Source organism: Streptomyces sp. Sge12 (assembly GCF_002080455.1).
In the GTDB taxonomy this organism is placed as follows: Bacteria; Actinomycetota; Actinomycetes; order Streptomycetales; family Streptomycetaceae; genus Streptomyces.
This window is the reverse complement of sequence record NZ_CP020555.1, coordinates 4,134,180-4,148,419: the sequence shown is the minus strand read 5'-3', so window position 1 is coordinate 4,148,419 and position 14,240 is coordinate 4,134,180. Positions and strand designations below refer to the sequence as shown.

Annotated in this window: 10 protein-coding genes and 1 pseudogene; 7 read left to right on the top strand and 4 right to left on the bottom strand. The window is 71.6% G+C overall.

Going from position 1 to position 14,240, the window contains the following annotated elements:
* Window positions 1–3: 3 nt before the first annotated feature.
* The 3 genes from B6R96_RS18480 to B6R96_RS18470 are packed head-to-tail and all read right to left on the bottom strand — an operon-like array spanning window position 4 to window position 2,778.
* Window positions 4–915, bottom strand: a complete 912-nt coding sequence (locus B6R96_RS18480; protein WP_030383983.1) for an ABC transporter ATP-binding protein — start codon at window positions 913–915, stop codon at window positions 4–6.
* Window positions 912–1,799, bottom strand: a complete 888-nt coding sequence (locus B6R96_RS18475; protein WP_053167505.1) for an ABC transporter permease — start codon at window positions 1,797–1,799, stop codon at window positions 912–914. Before B6R96_RS18475 ends, B6R96_RS18480 begins: the two co-directional genes overlap by 4 nt.
* Window positions 1,789–2,778, bottom strand: coding sequence for an ABC transporter ATP-binding protein (locus B6R96_RS18470; protein ID WP_078971750.1), 990 nt, complete (start codon window positions 2,776–2,778; stop codon window positions 1,789–1,791). Before B6R96_RS18470 ends, B6R96_RS18475 begins: the two co-directional genes overlap by 11 nt.
* A 217-nt stretch (window positions 2,779–2,995) precedes the next feature.
* Between B6R96_RS18470 and B6R96_RS18465 the strand changes: the two genes are divergently transcribed.
* The 4 genes from B6R96_RS18465 to B6R96_RS18450 are packed head-to-tail and all read left to right on the top strand — an operon-like array spanning window position 2,996 to window position 7,512.
* Window positions 2,996–3,868, top strand: a complete 873-nt coding sequence (locus B6R96_RS18465; protein ID WP_051778837.1) for a M24 family metallopeptidase — start codon at window positions 2,996–2,998, stop codon at window positions 3,866–3,868.
* Window positions 3,865–5,655 carry an SDR family oxidoreductase gene (locus tag B6R96_RS18460; protein WP_237291451.1) on the top strand — a complete coding sequence of 597 codons (1,791 nt, stop codon included), beginning with the start codon at window positions 3,865–3,867 and terminating at the stop codon, window positions 5,653–5,655. Before B6R96_RS18465 ends, B6R96_RS18460 begins: the two co-directional genes overlap by 4 nt.
* On the top strand, window positions 5,652–6,587 hold the full coding sequence (locus B6R96_RS18455; protein ID WP_081522984.1) for a metal-dependent hydrolase: 936 nt from the start codon (window positions 5,652–5,654) through the stop codon (window positions 6,585–6,587). Before B6R96_RS18460 ends, B6R96_RS18455 begins: the two co-directional genes overlap by 4 nt.
* 10 nt (window positions 6,588–6,597) lie before the next feature.
* Window positions 6,598–7,512, top strand: a complete 915-nt coding sequence (locus B6R96_RS18450; RefSeq protein ID WP_052870593.1) for a MerR family transcriptional regulator — start codon at window positions 6,598–6,600, stop codon at window positions 7,510–7,512.
* A 256-nt stretch (window positions 7,513–7,768) separates the two neighbouring features.
* Here the strand turns inward: B6R96_RS18450 and B6R96_RS18445 are convergent.
* A pseudogene (locus tag B6R96_RS18445) lies at window positions 7,769–8,482 on the bottom strand (aquaporin); the annotation flags it as partial.
* Between the two features lie 134 nt (window positions 8,483–8,616).
* On the opposite strand from B6R96_RS18445, the gene B6R96_RS18440 reads away from it, so the two are divergent.
* From B6R96_RS18440 to B6R96_RS18430, 3 genes are all read left to right on the top strand, one after another.
* Window positions 8,617–9,156 (top strand): RNA 2'-phosphotransferase, encoded by a 540-nt coding sequence (locus tag B6R96_RS18440; protein WP_030383975.1) that lies wholly within the window; start codon window positions 8,617–8,619, stop codon window positions 9,154–9,156.
* A 130-nt stretch (window positions 9,157–9,286) separates the two neighbouring features.
* The gene (locus B6R96_RS18435; protein WP_081522982.1) at window positions 9,287–11,158 is read left to right on the top strand and encodes an HSP90 family protein; all 1,872 of its coding nucleotides are present in this window, start codon (window positions 9,287–9,289) and stop codon (window positions 11,156–11,158) included.
* Window positions 11,155–14,223 (top strand): hypothetical protein, encoded by a 3,069-nt coding sequence (locus tag B6R96_RS18430; RefSeq protein WP_081522981.1) that lies wholly within the window; start codon window positions 11,155–11,157, stop codon window positions 14,221–14,223. The genes B6R96_RS18435 and B6R96_RS18430 overlap by 4 nt, the downstream gene beginning before the upstream one ends.
* Window positions 14,224–14,240: the final 17 nt, after the last annotated feature.

Below are 14,240 nucleotides of genomic sequence, written 5' to 3'. Positions count from 1 at the left end.
CTTTCAGGCCGCGACGAGGTAGGAGAAGACCGACTCGAGGGACTCGTCGGAGGGCGAGACCGTCAGCAGCCGGATGCCGTGTTCCCGGGCCACGCGGGGCAGCAGCTCGGTGAAGCGGCCGAAGTCGACGGCCTGGATGCGCAGCGCGCCTTCCTTGAGGTCGACCTCGATGCCCGCGGTGGAGGGGTCGGCGATCAGGGCCGCGGCGAGCACCCGGTCGTCGGTGGAACGGATGAGGTAGCGGTGCGGGCGGTCCGTCATCAGGCGGCGGATCTTGCGGAAGTCGCCGGAAGCGGCGTGCCGGCCGGCCACGACCACCTCGATGTGCGAGGCGAGCTGCTCGACCTCCTCCAGGATGTGGGAGGAGAACAGGACGGTGCGTCCCGCGTCGCCCATGCGCCGCAGCAGGTCCATGAGCTGCATGCGCTGGCGCGGGTCCATGCCGTTGAACGGCTCGTCGAGGAGCAGGACGGCCGGATCGTGGACGAGGGCCGAGGCCATCTTCACGCGCTGGCGCATGCCCTTGGAGTACGTGGAGATCTTGCGGTCCTGGGCGTACTCCATCTCGACGGTGGCGAGCGCCCGCTGGGCTGCCGCGTCGTCGAGGCCGTGGAGTTCGGCGTTGGCGACGACGAACTCCCGGCCCGTGAGGAAGTCGTACATGGCCTCGCGCTCGGGCACGACACCGATCTGCTTGTAGACCTGCTCGTTCTGCCAGATCGGCGCGCCGTCGAGGGTGACGGTGCCCGTGGAGGGGGCGAGGAAGCCGCCCATCATGTTGATGAGGGTGGACTTCCCGGCGCCGTTGGGACCCAGCAGCCCGGTGACACCGGGTCCGATCTTCATGGTCACGTCGTTGACGGCGACGACGTTCCCGAACCAGCGGGAGGTGTGGTCGATGTCGATGGTGGTCACAGCCCGGCCTTCCGGTAGCGGGCCATCAGGGCGGCGTAGGAGCCGACGATGAGGCCGAGGGCGACGAGCAGGTAGAAGACGCCGACGCCGGCCGAGGGACCCTCGCCGCCGGGGAAGGCGGAGGTCGCGCCCAGGAACGCGGTCTGTACGCCGTCGATGAGGGTGATCGGGGAGAACAGGCCCATCCACTCGATGGCCCCGGTGTTCCCGGTGCTGTAGGAGATCCCCTGGACCGCGGTGACCGCGCCGAACGGGATCAGGAGCACCGCGATGATCGCGGCGACGCCGAACCCGCGGCGCGGGGTGAGCGCGGCCATGACCAGGCCGAGGCCCGCGAAGAGCAGCGACAGCAGCAGAACCGACACGAGTCCCTGCCCGAATCCCTTGGTCTGGTGGGAGAAGTCGAACTTCGCCAGGAGCGAGCCGATCCACATGATCAGCAGCGGGGTCGCGGTGAGGATGAACAGGGCCGAGGCCATGGCCGCGTACTTGGCCACGACGTAGTCGACGCGCTCGATGGGCCGCGAGAAGTAGAGCGGCACCGTCTTGAAGCGCAGGTCGCGCGAGACCGACTGCGGAGCCTGGGACGCGAGGAAGAGGCCGATGATCACCTGGGTGGTCAGGGCGTACGTCGTGTACTTGATCGGCAGGTCGGTGGAGCCCGGTACCGCGATGGCGACCGCGACGATGATCAACGCGGGCACGCACATCACCGCGAAGAGGAGCATCGGGAGGACCTTGGACTTCGCGGAGCGGCCGAGTCCGTAGGCGCCGCGCAGGGACTGCGAGAACAGCGACTTGCGGGCGTAGGCGCGGCCGAGCCGGGGTCCGTCGTAGGACCGGTAGCCGATGTTGTGGATCTGGGTCGAGGTGTCAGGCGCCATCGGAACCGGCTCCCTTCTGCTGGACGGTGGGCGAGGGCTGGTCGTTGTCGCGGAAGACCTCCGCGATGTGGTGTCGGCGCTGCTCCATGCGGACCAGGCCGATGCCCAGGTCCGCGACGGTGTCGCGGACGGTGTCGTACGTCTCCTCGCCCGTGGCCTCGACGAGGAGGATGTGGCCGGCTCCGGGCAGGCCCTGCTCCTCTCCGACGTGCAGGGTGACGCCGGCCTCGGTGAGCGCCTTGCGCAGGGCGGCGGTGCCGTCCGGGTGGGTGTCGGAGTCGGTGACCTCGACCGCGAGGGTCGTGGTGATCTGGGTGAAGTCGCTGGTGGAGCTGGAGCGCAGCAGCTTGCCGCCGTCGACGACCACGACGTGGTCGCAGGTCCGCTCCAGCTCACCGAGGAGGTGGGAGGTGACCAGGACGGAGATGCCGAAGTCCGTGTAGATGCGGCGGATCAGGCCGAGCATCTCGTCGCGGCCGACCGGGTCCAGGCCGTTGGTCGGCTCGTCGAGAAGGACCAGCTGGGGGTCGTGGACGAGGGCCTGGGCGAGCTTGACGCGCTGCTTCATGCCGGTGGAGTAGCCGCCGATGGGGCGGTAGCGCTCCTCGTACAGCCCGACGTGGCGCAGGGTGTCGGCGGTGCGCTCACGGGCCGCGGTCGGCGGCAGCCCGGACATGCGCGCCATGTGGACGACGAACTCGGTGGCCGAGACGTCGGGTGGCAGGCAGTCGTGCTCGGGCATGTACCCGACGCGTTCACGGATGGCGCTGCCATGCGTGCGGACGTCGAGGCCGAGCACGGCGGCGCTGCCCTCGGTGGCGGGGGACAGTCCCAGCAGAATCTTGATCAGCGTGGACTTGCCGGCTCCGTTGGCACCCACGAGGCCGGTCACACCAGGCCCGATGTCCAGGGAGAGCCGGTCGAGGGCGGTCACTCGGGGGTACCGCTTGCTCAGGCTTTCGGTCGCGATGACAGTCACGGGTTCGACGTTAGTGGCGCGGCCGGCGTGAAACGTCAGACCTGGAGCTGGATCCCGTCTCAGCCTTCAGGCGTACATGCCCGTACTGGAGGCTGATGTGGACCCGACAACTTTGTCCACAGGTCCGTGCACGACCCTTGACGTGATCTCCGGTCATTGTCACATTCATCAGTGTCAACTTACGTGCGCGTACGGCTACACGGATGGACGGGCTGACATGGCTGGGGACACCAGGCAACGCACCGCGCGACGACTCTCCGCACGACCCGCCGCGGACCTGAGCGGGTTCAGAGAGGTACAGCGCCTCTCGTACGAGTGCGCCGAGGCGGTCGCGGCGCAGTTGCGGCCCGGGGTGACCGAGCGCGAGGCCGCACGCATGCAGCGGGAGTGGCTGCGCGAGCGCGGGGTCCGGGACTGGTTCCACCTGCCCTTCGCCTGGTTCGGGGACCGCACCGCCTTCGCGAACTTCAGGATCCCGCTGCAGTTCTTCCCGACCAACCGGAAGCTGGAGCCGGGGATGCCCTTCATCCTCGACATGGCGCCGGTCTACAAGGGCTACTCGGCGGACATCGGGTACTCGGGCAGCCTCGGGCTCAATCCGGTGCAGGACCGGCTCATGTCCGACCTCCAGGCGCACCGCGTACTGATCCTGGAGCAGGTGCGCGAAGGCCGCTCGCTGCGCGAGATCTACGAGAACGTCGAACGGCTGATGACCCGGCAGGGGTACGCCAACCGGCACCGGGCCTATCCCTTCGGCGTGATCGCGCACAAGATCGACCGGGTCAGGGAGCGGCGCTGGTCGCCGACCGCGTTCGGATTCGGCACGCAGTCCCTCAAGGGGCTGGCCAGTGACGTTCTGCACGGACACCGCGAGGGCTGGTCCCCGCTGTGGAGCCCCTACCACTTCTCCGACCATCCGCCGCAGCCCGGTCTGTGGGCGGTGGAACCGCACCTCGGGTTCCGGGGTACCGGCGCGAAGTTCGAGGAGATCCTGGTCGTCACCGACTCCCGGGATCCCGAGGAGAGCGCGTTCTGGCTGGACGACGATCTGCCGCACGTGCGGCGCTGGGCCGAGGAGAAGGCAGCATGAGCGGCATGAGCGGAGCAGGAGCGGTAGGTCTGACGGGTGCGCGCGAGCGCCGGGTGAGCACCGGCGGGGTCGAGCTGTGCGTCGTCGAGCTCGGTGAGACGGACCGGCCGACCGTGCTGCTGGTGCACGGCTACCCGGACAGCAAGGAGGTCTGGTCCGAGGTCGCCGAGCGTCTCGCGACGCGCTTCCACGTGGTGCTCTACGACGTACGCGGCCACGGGCGCTCCACCGCGCCGCAGCCGCTGCGCGGCGGTTTCACCCTGGAGAAGCTGACCGACGACTTCCTGGCGGTGGCGGACGCGGTCAGCCCGGACCGGCCGGTGCACCTGGTCGGCCACGACTGGGGCTCCGTACAGGGCTGGGAATTCGCGACGGTCGCCCGCACCGAGGGCCGGATCGCCTCCTTCACCTCGATGTCGGGGCCCTCCCTCGACCACTTCGGGCACTGGATCAAGAAGCGGATGGCGCGGCCGACCCCGCGCGCGGCGGCGCAGCTCCTCGGCCAGGGCGCCAAGTCCTGGTACGTCTACATGCTGCACACCCCCGTGCTGCCGGAGCTCGCCTGGCGCGGACCGCTCGGCAAGCGGTGGCCCGCGATGCTCCAGCGCATCGAGAAGGTTCCGGCCGGCTCCTACCCGACGGCCTCGCTGCCCTCGGACGCGGCGAACGGCGCCTGGCTGTACCGCGACAACGTGCGGCCGCGGCTGCGCCGGCCGCGCCCCGACGCGTACGCCCACGTACCGGTGCAGCTGATCACCCCGACCGGGGACGCCTTCCTGTCCGAGCGGCTCTACGACGGTCTGGAGCAGTGGGCGCCGGACCTGCTGCGCAGGACCCTGCCCGCCAAGCACTGGGTGCCCCGGACCCGGCCCGACCAGCTGGCCGCCTGGATCACCGAGTTCGTCACCGACCGGGAGGACCCCGCGACGCGGGCGCCCGAGCAGAAGGCCCCCGGCAAGTACGCCGACCGATTCGGGGGCCAGCTGGTCCTGGTCACCGGCGCGGCCAGTGGCATCGGCCGGGCCACCGCCTTCGCCTTCGCCGAGGCCGGGGCCCGGGTGGTGGCCGTCGACCGCGACGCCGAAGGCGCGGCGCGCACCGCCGACATGGCCCGGCTCGTCGGCGCCGCCGAGGCCTGGGCCGAGTGCGTGGACGTCAGCGACGAGCAGGCGATGGAGAAGCTCGCGGCGAAGGTCGCCGCCGAGTACGGAATCGTCGACGTCCTGGTCAACAACGCCGGGATCGGCCTGTCCGGGTCCTTCCTCGACACCACCACCGAGGACTGGAAGAAAGTCCTGGACGTCAACCTCTGGGGCGTCATCCACGGCTGCCGGATCTTCGGCAAGCAGATGGCCGAGCGCGGCCAGGGCGGGCACATCGTCAACACCGCTTCCGCCGCCGCCTACCTGCCCTCCAGGACCCTGCCCGCCTACAGCACCTCGAAGGCGGCCGTGCTGATGCTGTCGGAGTGCCTGCGCGCCGAGCTGGCCTCCCAGTCGATCGGCGTCTCCGCGATCTGCCCGGGCATCGTCAATACCAACATCACTGCGACCTCGCGCTTCGCCGGCGTGGACGAGGCCGAGGAGAAGCGCCGTCAGGAACGCTCCTCGCGGCTGTACGGGCTGCGCAACTTCCCGCCGGAGAAGGTCGCCGAGGCGATCCTGCGGGCCGTGGTGCGCAACGAGGCCGTCGTGCCCGTGACCGTGGAGTCCAAGGGCGCCCTGTGGATGTCCCGCTTCGCCCCGCGCGCGCTGCGGCGCATCGCGAGGCTGGAGCCGAAACTGTGAGCGGGGCCGCGCACCGGTTCGGCGAGCAGCCGACCGGTCCGCACCCGATCAACCCGCGCCGGGTGGCCTTCGACTGGGCGGGCACCCCACTGCACTGGATACCGGACGAGCCCACGGCCACCCACGTCATCAACGTGCTGCACCTGCTGCTGCCCGCCGGGGAGCGGTGGTTCGTGAAGGTTCTCAAGGAGGGCCTGCCCCTGGTCACCGACCCCGAGCTGCGCAGTGACGTCAAGGGGTTCATGGGCCAGGAGGCCACGCACAGCGTGCAGCACTCCTACGTACTGGACCACCTCGCCGAGCAGCGGCTGCCGACGGAGGCGTACACACGGCACGTGGACTTCCTCTTCGAGAAACTGCTCGGAGAGGCACCGCCGTTCGGGGTACCCGTCACGGCCCAGGAGTGGCTGCGCTTCCGATTGGCCGTGGTGGCCGCGATCGAGCAGTTCACGGCGGTGCTCGGGGACTGGGTGCTGCGTGCCGAGGGGCTCGACCGGGCCGGGGCGGACGAGATCATGCTGGATCTGCTGCGCTGGCACGGCGCGGAGGAGGTGGAGCACCGCTCCGTCGCCTTCGACATGTACCAGCACTGCGGGGGAGCGGGTCTGCCCCGCTACGTGCGGCGCGTCGAGGGCATGGTCGTGGTCGCGCCCGTACTGGCATGGCTGTGGGTGTGGGGGGCTTCGTACCTCATACGCAACGACCCCGAACTGGGCGGTCGGCTGCGCTACTCGCTCCGTGGGCACAACCACGCGGTGGCCAAGGGACTGCTGCCCACGTGGAGAGAGCTCGCCGCGGCCATACCCCGCTACTTCCGGCGGTCGTACCATCCCTCGCAGGAGGGCTCGCTGCGCAGGGCGGTCGAGTACCTTGCGGCTTCACCTGCCGCCCGCGCCGCGGCGGGCGCGGTCGGCCGAGCCGCGATGTCGTAGGGAGCCGGGATTGACCGATCAGGCGGTAGCCGAGTACCGGATCGAGGATCTGGCGCACCACAGCGGGGCGACGGTGCGCACGATCCGGGCGTACCAGGACCGTGGTCTGCTGCCGAAGCCGGAGCGGCGGGGCCGTTCCAACGTCTACCGGGACACGCATCTGGCGCGGCTGCGCCAGATCGCGGACCTGCTGGACCGCGGCTACACCCTGGCCTCCATCAAGGAGCTGCTGGAGGCCTGGGACGCGGGCCGCGGTCTGGGCGGCGTACTGGGGCTGGTCGCCGAGGTGCACGGGCCGTGGACCGACGAGGAGGCGGCCCGGATCAGCCGGGAGGAGCTGAACGAACGGTTCGGCGGCCGGCCCGACGACGACGCGGTGCACGAGGCGTGCGAGCTCGGGGTACTGGAGCGGATCCCGGGGCGCCCGGACCAGTTCCTGGTGCCCTCCCCGCAGGAGCTGGCGGTGGCCGCCGAGCTGTACGCGGCCGGGGTGCCGCTGCCGGCGATCACCGGGCACCTGCGGGAGCTGCGCGGCCAGGTGGAACACATCGCCTCGCGGTTCCTGGAGTTCACCACCGAGCACGTCTTCGCGCGGTACCTCGGGCAGGTGCCGCCGACGGACGCGGACGCGGCCGAGGCGGCGACGATGGTCCGGCGGCTGCGGCCGCTGGCCCAGCAGACCGTGGACGCGGAGCTGGCACGGGCAATGCGCCTGTTCGCGACCCGGCACCTGCAGCGGCACCTGGGGACTGCCGGCGTACCGGGACCGACGGGGCCCTCGCCGGTGGCGCTGCCGGCCGGGACCGTACGGGCGGTGCAGGAGCTGGTGGGCGCCGACCATGTGGCGGAGTTCGTACGGGCGGCGACGGAGCGGGAACTCCAGGCCCGGACGATGAACGATCTGGCGCGCCGGAGCGAACGGTGACCCTGGCGAGGGTGGTTACGGCGGGTCGGGGTTAGTCCACAGGTTCCACAGAGCGGATCACGCGTTTTGCCACCAAAACCCTCCCAAAGGGCTGTGGACAACTGCCCCTTTCCTGTGGGCAACTGAGACGTCGTCTCACCCGGTGGTCTCGTATGCCGCCTTCTCGGGACTCGCTCCGTCCGCCGGGCCGGTCTCCGGAAGGACCGCCGGGACGGTGGCCTCGACCGGCTCCGACTCCGGCTCGGGTGCTGGCGCCGGCGCCGGCTTCGCGGTCCGGCCGCCGCCGCGCCCGGTCCCCGTACAGGAGGGCGGCCAGGGCCAGCCCGAGGATCCCGCCGACCAGCTGGGCGCCGACGAACCCGGGCAGCGACTCCGGGGCTATGCCGGTGAAGGAATCGCTGAAGCTGCGCCCGACGGTGCCGGCCGGGTTCGCGAAGGAGCCGGAGGAGGTGAACCAGATCGCGGCCGCGATGTACGCCGCGACCGCCGCCGGGATGAGCCGGGGGCGGCCGATGCGTCCGAGGCCCTGGATCAGCAGGACGAGGCCGGCGGTGGCGACCACCTCGCCGATGAGCAGGTGACCGCCGTCGCGCACCTGGGTGGCGAAGGTGCCCGGGGTCCGGCCGAACATGACGTCCGCGAGGAGGGCGCCGCCGATGGCTCCGACGCTCTGGGCGGCGGCGTAGACGAGCGCCTCGCGTCCACCCAGGCCCTCGCCGCCGATGCGCCGGGACCACCAGGAGGTGAGGGTGACCACCGGGTTGAGGTGGGCTCCGGACAGCGGCCCGAAGAGGGTGATGATCAGCCCGAGGCCGATGGCCGAGGCGAGCGAGTTGGCGATGAGGGCGACGCCGGTGTCGCGGCTGAGCTCGGCGGCTTTGAGCCCGGAGCCGATCACGACGACGAGCAGGCCGGCGGTACCGACCAGCTCGGCAGCAGCGCGGCGTGACAGTGAGGGTTGGGCTGTCATGGTTTCTCCCCCTGAGCAGAAGTGGCAGCGGAAAATATATTCCGCATCTTGGAATGGCGATAGAGGGGGTCCATGCCGCGTCACCCCCGGAAAAATCCCTGCCGCGTGCCCGCTCGACCGGGCACGCTGGAGCCATGGATGAAAGACGCACCGTCAAGGTGTCGAAGTACGTCTCGAAACACCTGCGACACCAGCCGGAACGGATCGGACTGGTGCTCGACCCCCAGGGCTGGGTGGAGATCGACGATCTTCTGCGCGCAGCCGCCGCACACGGCTTCCCCTTCAGCCGGGCCGATCTCGACCACGTCGTCGCCGCCAACGACAAGCAGCGGTTCGCCGTCGACGGCACCCGGATCCGGGCCAACCAGGGGCACACCGTCGCCGTGGACCTGGACCTGCCGGAGGCCGAGCCGCCCGCGTACCTCTACCACGGCACCGTCGCCGCAGCGCTGGACGCGATCCGCGCCGAGGGGCTGCGCCCGATGGCCCGCCACGATGTGCACCTGTCCCCCGACCGGGAGACCGCCACCCGGGTCGGTGCACGACGCGGCCGGCCCGTCGTGCTCAGCGTGGACGCCGCAGCGATGCGGGCGGCCGGGCACGTCTTCCGGGTCAGTGCCAACGGGGTGTGGCTGGTGGACGCCGTCCCGCCGCAGTTCCTCCGCTTCCAGTAGGTCCGGGCCCGCCCAAATTCACGCAGGGATTGTCCGACCATCCCCCTAATCTGTGAACCACTCCGGGATCTGTGAGGGGGGGACCTCGCGATCACCGAACCATCCCTGTATGTACGCGAGGTGACGCCCTATGACGTCCACGTCCCCGTCCACACCCCACAGCTTCCAGGTCGATCTGCGCGGCTTGGTGGACCTCCTCTCCCACCACCTGTACTCCAGCCCGCGCGTCTACGTCCGCGAGCTGCTGCAGAACGCGGTGGACGCGATCACCGCGCGCCACGCCCTCGAACCGGCGGCCGAGGTCCGCATCCGGCTGTCGGCGTCCGGCGGCCGGGTCACGATCGAGGACAGCGGTATCGGTCTGACCGCCGACGAGGCCCACTCCCTCCTCGCGACGATCGGCCGCAGCTCCAAGCGCGCCGGCGGTGGCAGCGATCTCAACGAGCAGGGGCTCGAGGCCACCCGCCAGGAGTTCCTCGGCCAGTTCGGCATCGGACTGCTCGCGTGCTTCGTCGTGGCCCGTCAGATCCGGGTCGTCACCCGCTCCGCCCGCGACCCCCATGCCGCGCCCGTCGAATGGCTGGCCACCGACGACGGTTCGTACACCGTCCGCGAACTGCCCCACGACGCCCGGCCGGAGCCCGGCACCACCGTTGTCCTTGAGGCCCGCCCGGGCGCCGCCGAATGGGCGGTCCCGGCCAAGGTCGAGGAACTGGCCCGCGACTACGGCTCCCTGCTGCCGTACGAGATCATCTTCGACGACGGCGAGGGCGGCGAACCCCGGCCCATCACCGACCGGCCCGCCGTGTGGGACCGGCCCTTCCCCACCCCGGACGCCCGTCGCGTCGCGCTCGCCGGGCACTGCGCCCAGCTCTTCGGCTTCACCCCGCTCGACACCATCGACCTCGACCTGCCGGTCGCCGGCGTGCGCGGAGTGGCGTACGTCCTTCCCGAACCGACCAGCCCCGCCCACCGGGCCGGACATCGCGTCCACCTCAAGGGCATGCTGCTGACCGAGCGGGCCGACAACCTGCTGCCCGACTGGGCGTTCTTCGTCCGCGCCGTCCTCGACACGGACACCCTGCGGCCCACCGCCTCCCGCGAGAACCTGTACGACGACGAGACCCTCGCCGCCGTCCGCGACGCCCTCGGGGCACGCGTGCGCGGCTGGCTGGCCGAGCTCGCGGCGAGCGATCCGGACCGCCTGGCCGCCTTCCTCCAGGTCCACCACCTCGGTGTGAAGTCCATGGCCCGGCACGACCCCGACCTGCTCGGGCTGATGCTGCCGTGGCTGCCGTTCGAGACCAGTGACGGCTCGATGAGCCTCCAGGAGTTCGCGGCCGCCCACACGGACATCCACTTCACCCGCACCGTCGAGGAGTTCCGCCAGATCGCGCCGATCGCCGCGGCCCACGGGCTCGGCGTCATCAACGCCGGGTACACCTACGACGCGGACCTGCTCGCCCTGCTGCCCGCCGTACGGCCGGAACTGAAGGTCACCGAGCTCGACGCCGGGGCCGTCACCGAACGGCTCGACCCGGTGCCGACCTCGGCCGAACTGGCCCTCGCCCCCTTCCTCGCCACCGCACGCACCCGCCTGGAGCCGCAGAGCTGTGACGTGGTGCTGCGCGCCTTCCAGCCCGTCGCCGTGCCCGCGCTCTACCTCGACGACCGCCAGGCCCGCCAGGAACGCGACCGCACCGCCGCGCTGGAGAGCGCCGACTCCCTGTGGAGCGGCATCCTCGGCGCCCTGCGGGGCTCCGCGCCCCGCGCCCGCCTGGTCCTCAACCACAACAACCCGCTCATCCGCCGGATCGCCGCCCTGCCCGACGAGGCACTGACCGGGACCGCCGTCGAATCGCTGTACGGGCAGGCCCTGCTGATGTCCCAGCGGCCGCTGCGCCCCGCCGACTCGACCCTGCTCAACCGGGCCTTCCTCGGACTCCTGGAATGGGCGACCCACTCCACCGACGACCGCGACGCCCAGGAGGGCCAGAAGTGACGACGCTGACGCGCGAGGAGATCGTGCGAGGCCTGGCGGAGAACCGCGAGACTCCGAACGGCGCCGTACGCAACGCGCACGCCGAGGCCCTGGCCGGCGCGGCGGAGACGAGCGGTGACCGGGCCCTCTTCCGTGAGGCTCTGGACAACCTGATCAATTCCTACCTCTACAGCGCCGAGTCCCCGAAGATCCTGGTGCCCTTCGCCCGGCTGCTCCAGGAGTACGACAAGGACCCGGGCGCCTTCTCCGAATGGGAGGCGCACGCGCTGTTCTGGCAGTTCAAGTGGGTGGCCACGGCCATCTCCGACTCCCCCGGGATCCCGCTGGAGTCGGCCACCGGCTGGCTGGACGAGATGGAGCGCCGCTACCGCATCGCCGGCTACAGCGAGCGTCCCGTGCGCGAGGCCGAGATGTGGCTCGCCGACGCCATCGGTGAGGACGAGCGCGCCGAAGGGGCCTTCCGGCGCTGGCTGGCCGCCGATCGCGACAGCATGAGCGACTGCCGGGCCTGCGAGCTCAACGGTCAGGGCCAGTACTCCGCCCTGCACGGCAACGACGCCGAGGCCCTGGAGATCTGGCGGCCGGTGCTCGACGGGGACCTGACCTGCGCCGAGGAGCCCCACCGGCTGCTCGCCACCTCCCTGCTGCCGCTGCTACGGCTCGGCCGGGCCGACGAGGCACGCTCCCACCACCTGCGCGGCTACCGCATGGCCCGCGGCAACGAGAGCCTGCTGCCGTCGGTCGGCAAGCACATCGAGTTCTGCGCGCTCACCGGCAACGAACCGCGCGGCCTGGAGATCCTGGCCGAACACGCCGCCCATGTGGCTCCGCTCGCCAACCTCGACGACCGGCTGGCCTTCCACGGCGGCATCCTCGTCCTGCTGCGCCGCCTGAAGGAACTGGGGCACGGACGGACCCCGGCCGTGCCCTACGAGGGGAGCCCTCGAACCGTCGCCGAGCTGTACGAGGTGCTGTACGCGGGCTGTCTGGACATCACCCGGCAGTTCGACGCGCGCAACGGCACGACCCGGGTCTCGGACCGGTTCCTCGCGCGGGTCGGCCGGCAGCCGCTGATGCACGAGCTGCCGCTCGGTGTGCGCAGTGCGGCACTCCCCCTGACCACCGCTTCCGCCCCCGTTCCCGCGTCCGTTCCCGCTTCCGCCGCCGTTCCCGCTTCCGCCGCCGTTCCCGTTTCCGCTTCCGCGGGGTCCGGGCCGGCCTCGGCACCGGACGGCTTCCCCGAACTGGTGGAGCGGGCCCGCCGTGCCCGGGAGCTGAGCCATCCGGCTGCGGACGCACTGTGGGCCGAGGTGGCCGTACAGGTGGACGCGCAGCCGGAGGTCGATCCCCTGGTCCGCGCCGACGTCGCGGACCAGCGGGCACTGGCCGCCGCACGGAGCGGAGCCCCAGAGGCGGCGCAGCTGCTGAGCGCGGTCCGGGACGACTACCGGGCGCTCGGCCTCGCCGAGCGCGCGGCGCTCGCGGAGCTGCGGCTGGCCGGAGTGGCAGCGCAGTCCGAAGCCGCGCCCGCGGAGGTCCGGGCACTGGTGCACGCCGCGCTGCGGGCCGCCGAGGCACTGGACGCGGCCGAGCCGCTGCGGGCCCGGCGCATCGCGCTCGCGGAACTGTCCGCGATCCGCATCGAGTCGTACCTGCGCTCGGTGGAGACGGCCGAAGCGGAGGACCACCACGGCCATCACGGAGTGCTGGCCGCCGAACTGACCGAGTTCGTCGCCGCCCACGACGGCGTCCTGGCGGACCTGGTGGCGGAGGCCGAGGAGATGCTGGGCCGGGTGGCCCTGGCGCAGGGCGACCCGGAACGGGCCGTGCCACTGCTGGCGGCGTCGGCCGAGCGGGCCATCGCGGCGGGCCGGCCGTGGCAGTCCGTAGATCCGCTGGTGCTGCGGGCCGGGGTGCTGCTGTCGCTGGACCGCCCCGAGGAGGCGGAAGCGGCGGCGCGCTCCGCGCTGGAGCACGCCGCGGAGGTGACCGATGCCGAGGCGCAGGGCGTCGTACGGCTGACCCTCGCTGACATCCTGCTGCGGCAGGACGACGCGGCGGCGGAGACCGCGGAGCACGCGCTGGCGAGCGCCCACTGGTTCGACCGGGCCGGCCTCACGGCCGACAGTGGTGCGCAGGCCCGGCTGCTGCTGGCCCGGGCGTACGCGGGGAACGGCCGCAGCGCCGAGGCCGTGGAGGTCCTGCAGTCGGCCTTGGCCGACCTGCTGGAGCACGGCGACCAGCAGGCGGTGTTCGTACGGGAGTTCCTCGGTGATCTGCTACGCCGGCTGAACGAGCCCCGCCCGGCGGCGGAGCAGTACCTGCTGGCGGCGGAGATCGCCAAGGGGTGGGAGGATCCGCGTCCGCAGGCTGGTCTCGCGCAGTCGGCCGCCGACACCCTGAGCGACGCGGGACTGGCCGTGGAGGCGGTCGCCGCGTACGAGCGGGCCCTGGAGCTGCACCGGCTGACGGGCGATGCCCCGGTAGCCGAGGTACGGGTCCTGCGCTCCCTGGCCTGGCTGGGGCTGCGTGAGGAGGTCACCGCCGCAACGGTGGCGGGGGCCCGGAAGCGGATGGCGGAGGCGGCCGGAGTGCTGGAGGCGGCGCTCACGACGGAACCCGAAGCACCTGGACTGCGCTCCGAACTCGCCCAGACCTGGCACCAGCTGGCGCAGGTACTCGACCGGTACGTCAGCGCGAACGAGCAGTCCGACGAGGAAGAGGACGGGGACAGCACAGGGACAGGGTCTGTCGCCGACGGCGGATCGGAGTCCGCGACCCGGCTGGACGGGGCGGAGGTGGACGCACTGCGTCTGGAGGAGATCGAGCTGTGGGACCGGGCCGCCCGTGGCTACGCGGAACTCGGCCCCGATTACCTGCGGGACCGGTTCCAGTGCCTGAACAACGCGGCCTGGACGGAGCAGGAGCGGGGCGACGCGCAAGCGGGCGCCGCGCGCGTCTCCGTGTTGATCGACGAAGTCCGGGCACTGCCCGAGGACGACGTGCCCGACTGGGTCCTGCCGTCCGCGGAGCGTCTGCTCGCCCAGTTGAACGAAGGGGAGTAGCAACCGTTGCCGGCGTC

What these genes read in the sequence shown, in the direction of transcription:
- B6R96_RS18475 (WP_053167505.1), bottom strand. Translation starts at nt 1,799, where the DNA reads ATGGCGCCTGACACCTCGACCCAGATCCACAACATCGGCTACCGGTCC.
- B6R96_RS18465 (WP_051778837.1), top strand. Translation starts at nt 2,996, where the DNA reads ATGGCTGGGGACACCAGGCAACGCACCGCGCGACGACTCTCCGCACGA.
- B6R96_RS18460 (WP_237291451.1), top strand. Translation starts at nt 3,865, where the DNA reads ATGAGCGGCATGAGCGGAGCAGGAGCGGTAGGTCTGACGGGTGCGCGC.
- B6R96_RS18440 (WP_030383975.1), top strand. Translation starts at nt 8,617, where the DNA reads ATGGATGAAAGACGCACCGTCAAGGTGTCGAAGTACGTCTCGAAACAC.
- B6R96_RS18435 (WP_081522982.1), top strand. Translation starts at nt 9,287, where the DNA reads ATGACGTCCACGTCCCCGTCCACACCCCACAGCTTCCAGGTCGATCTG.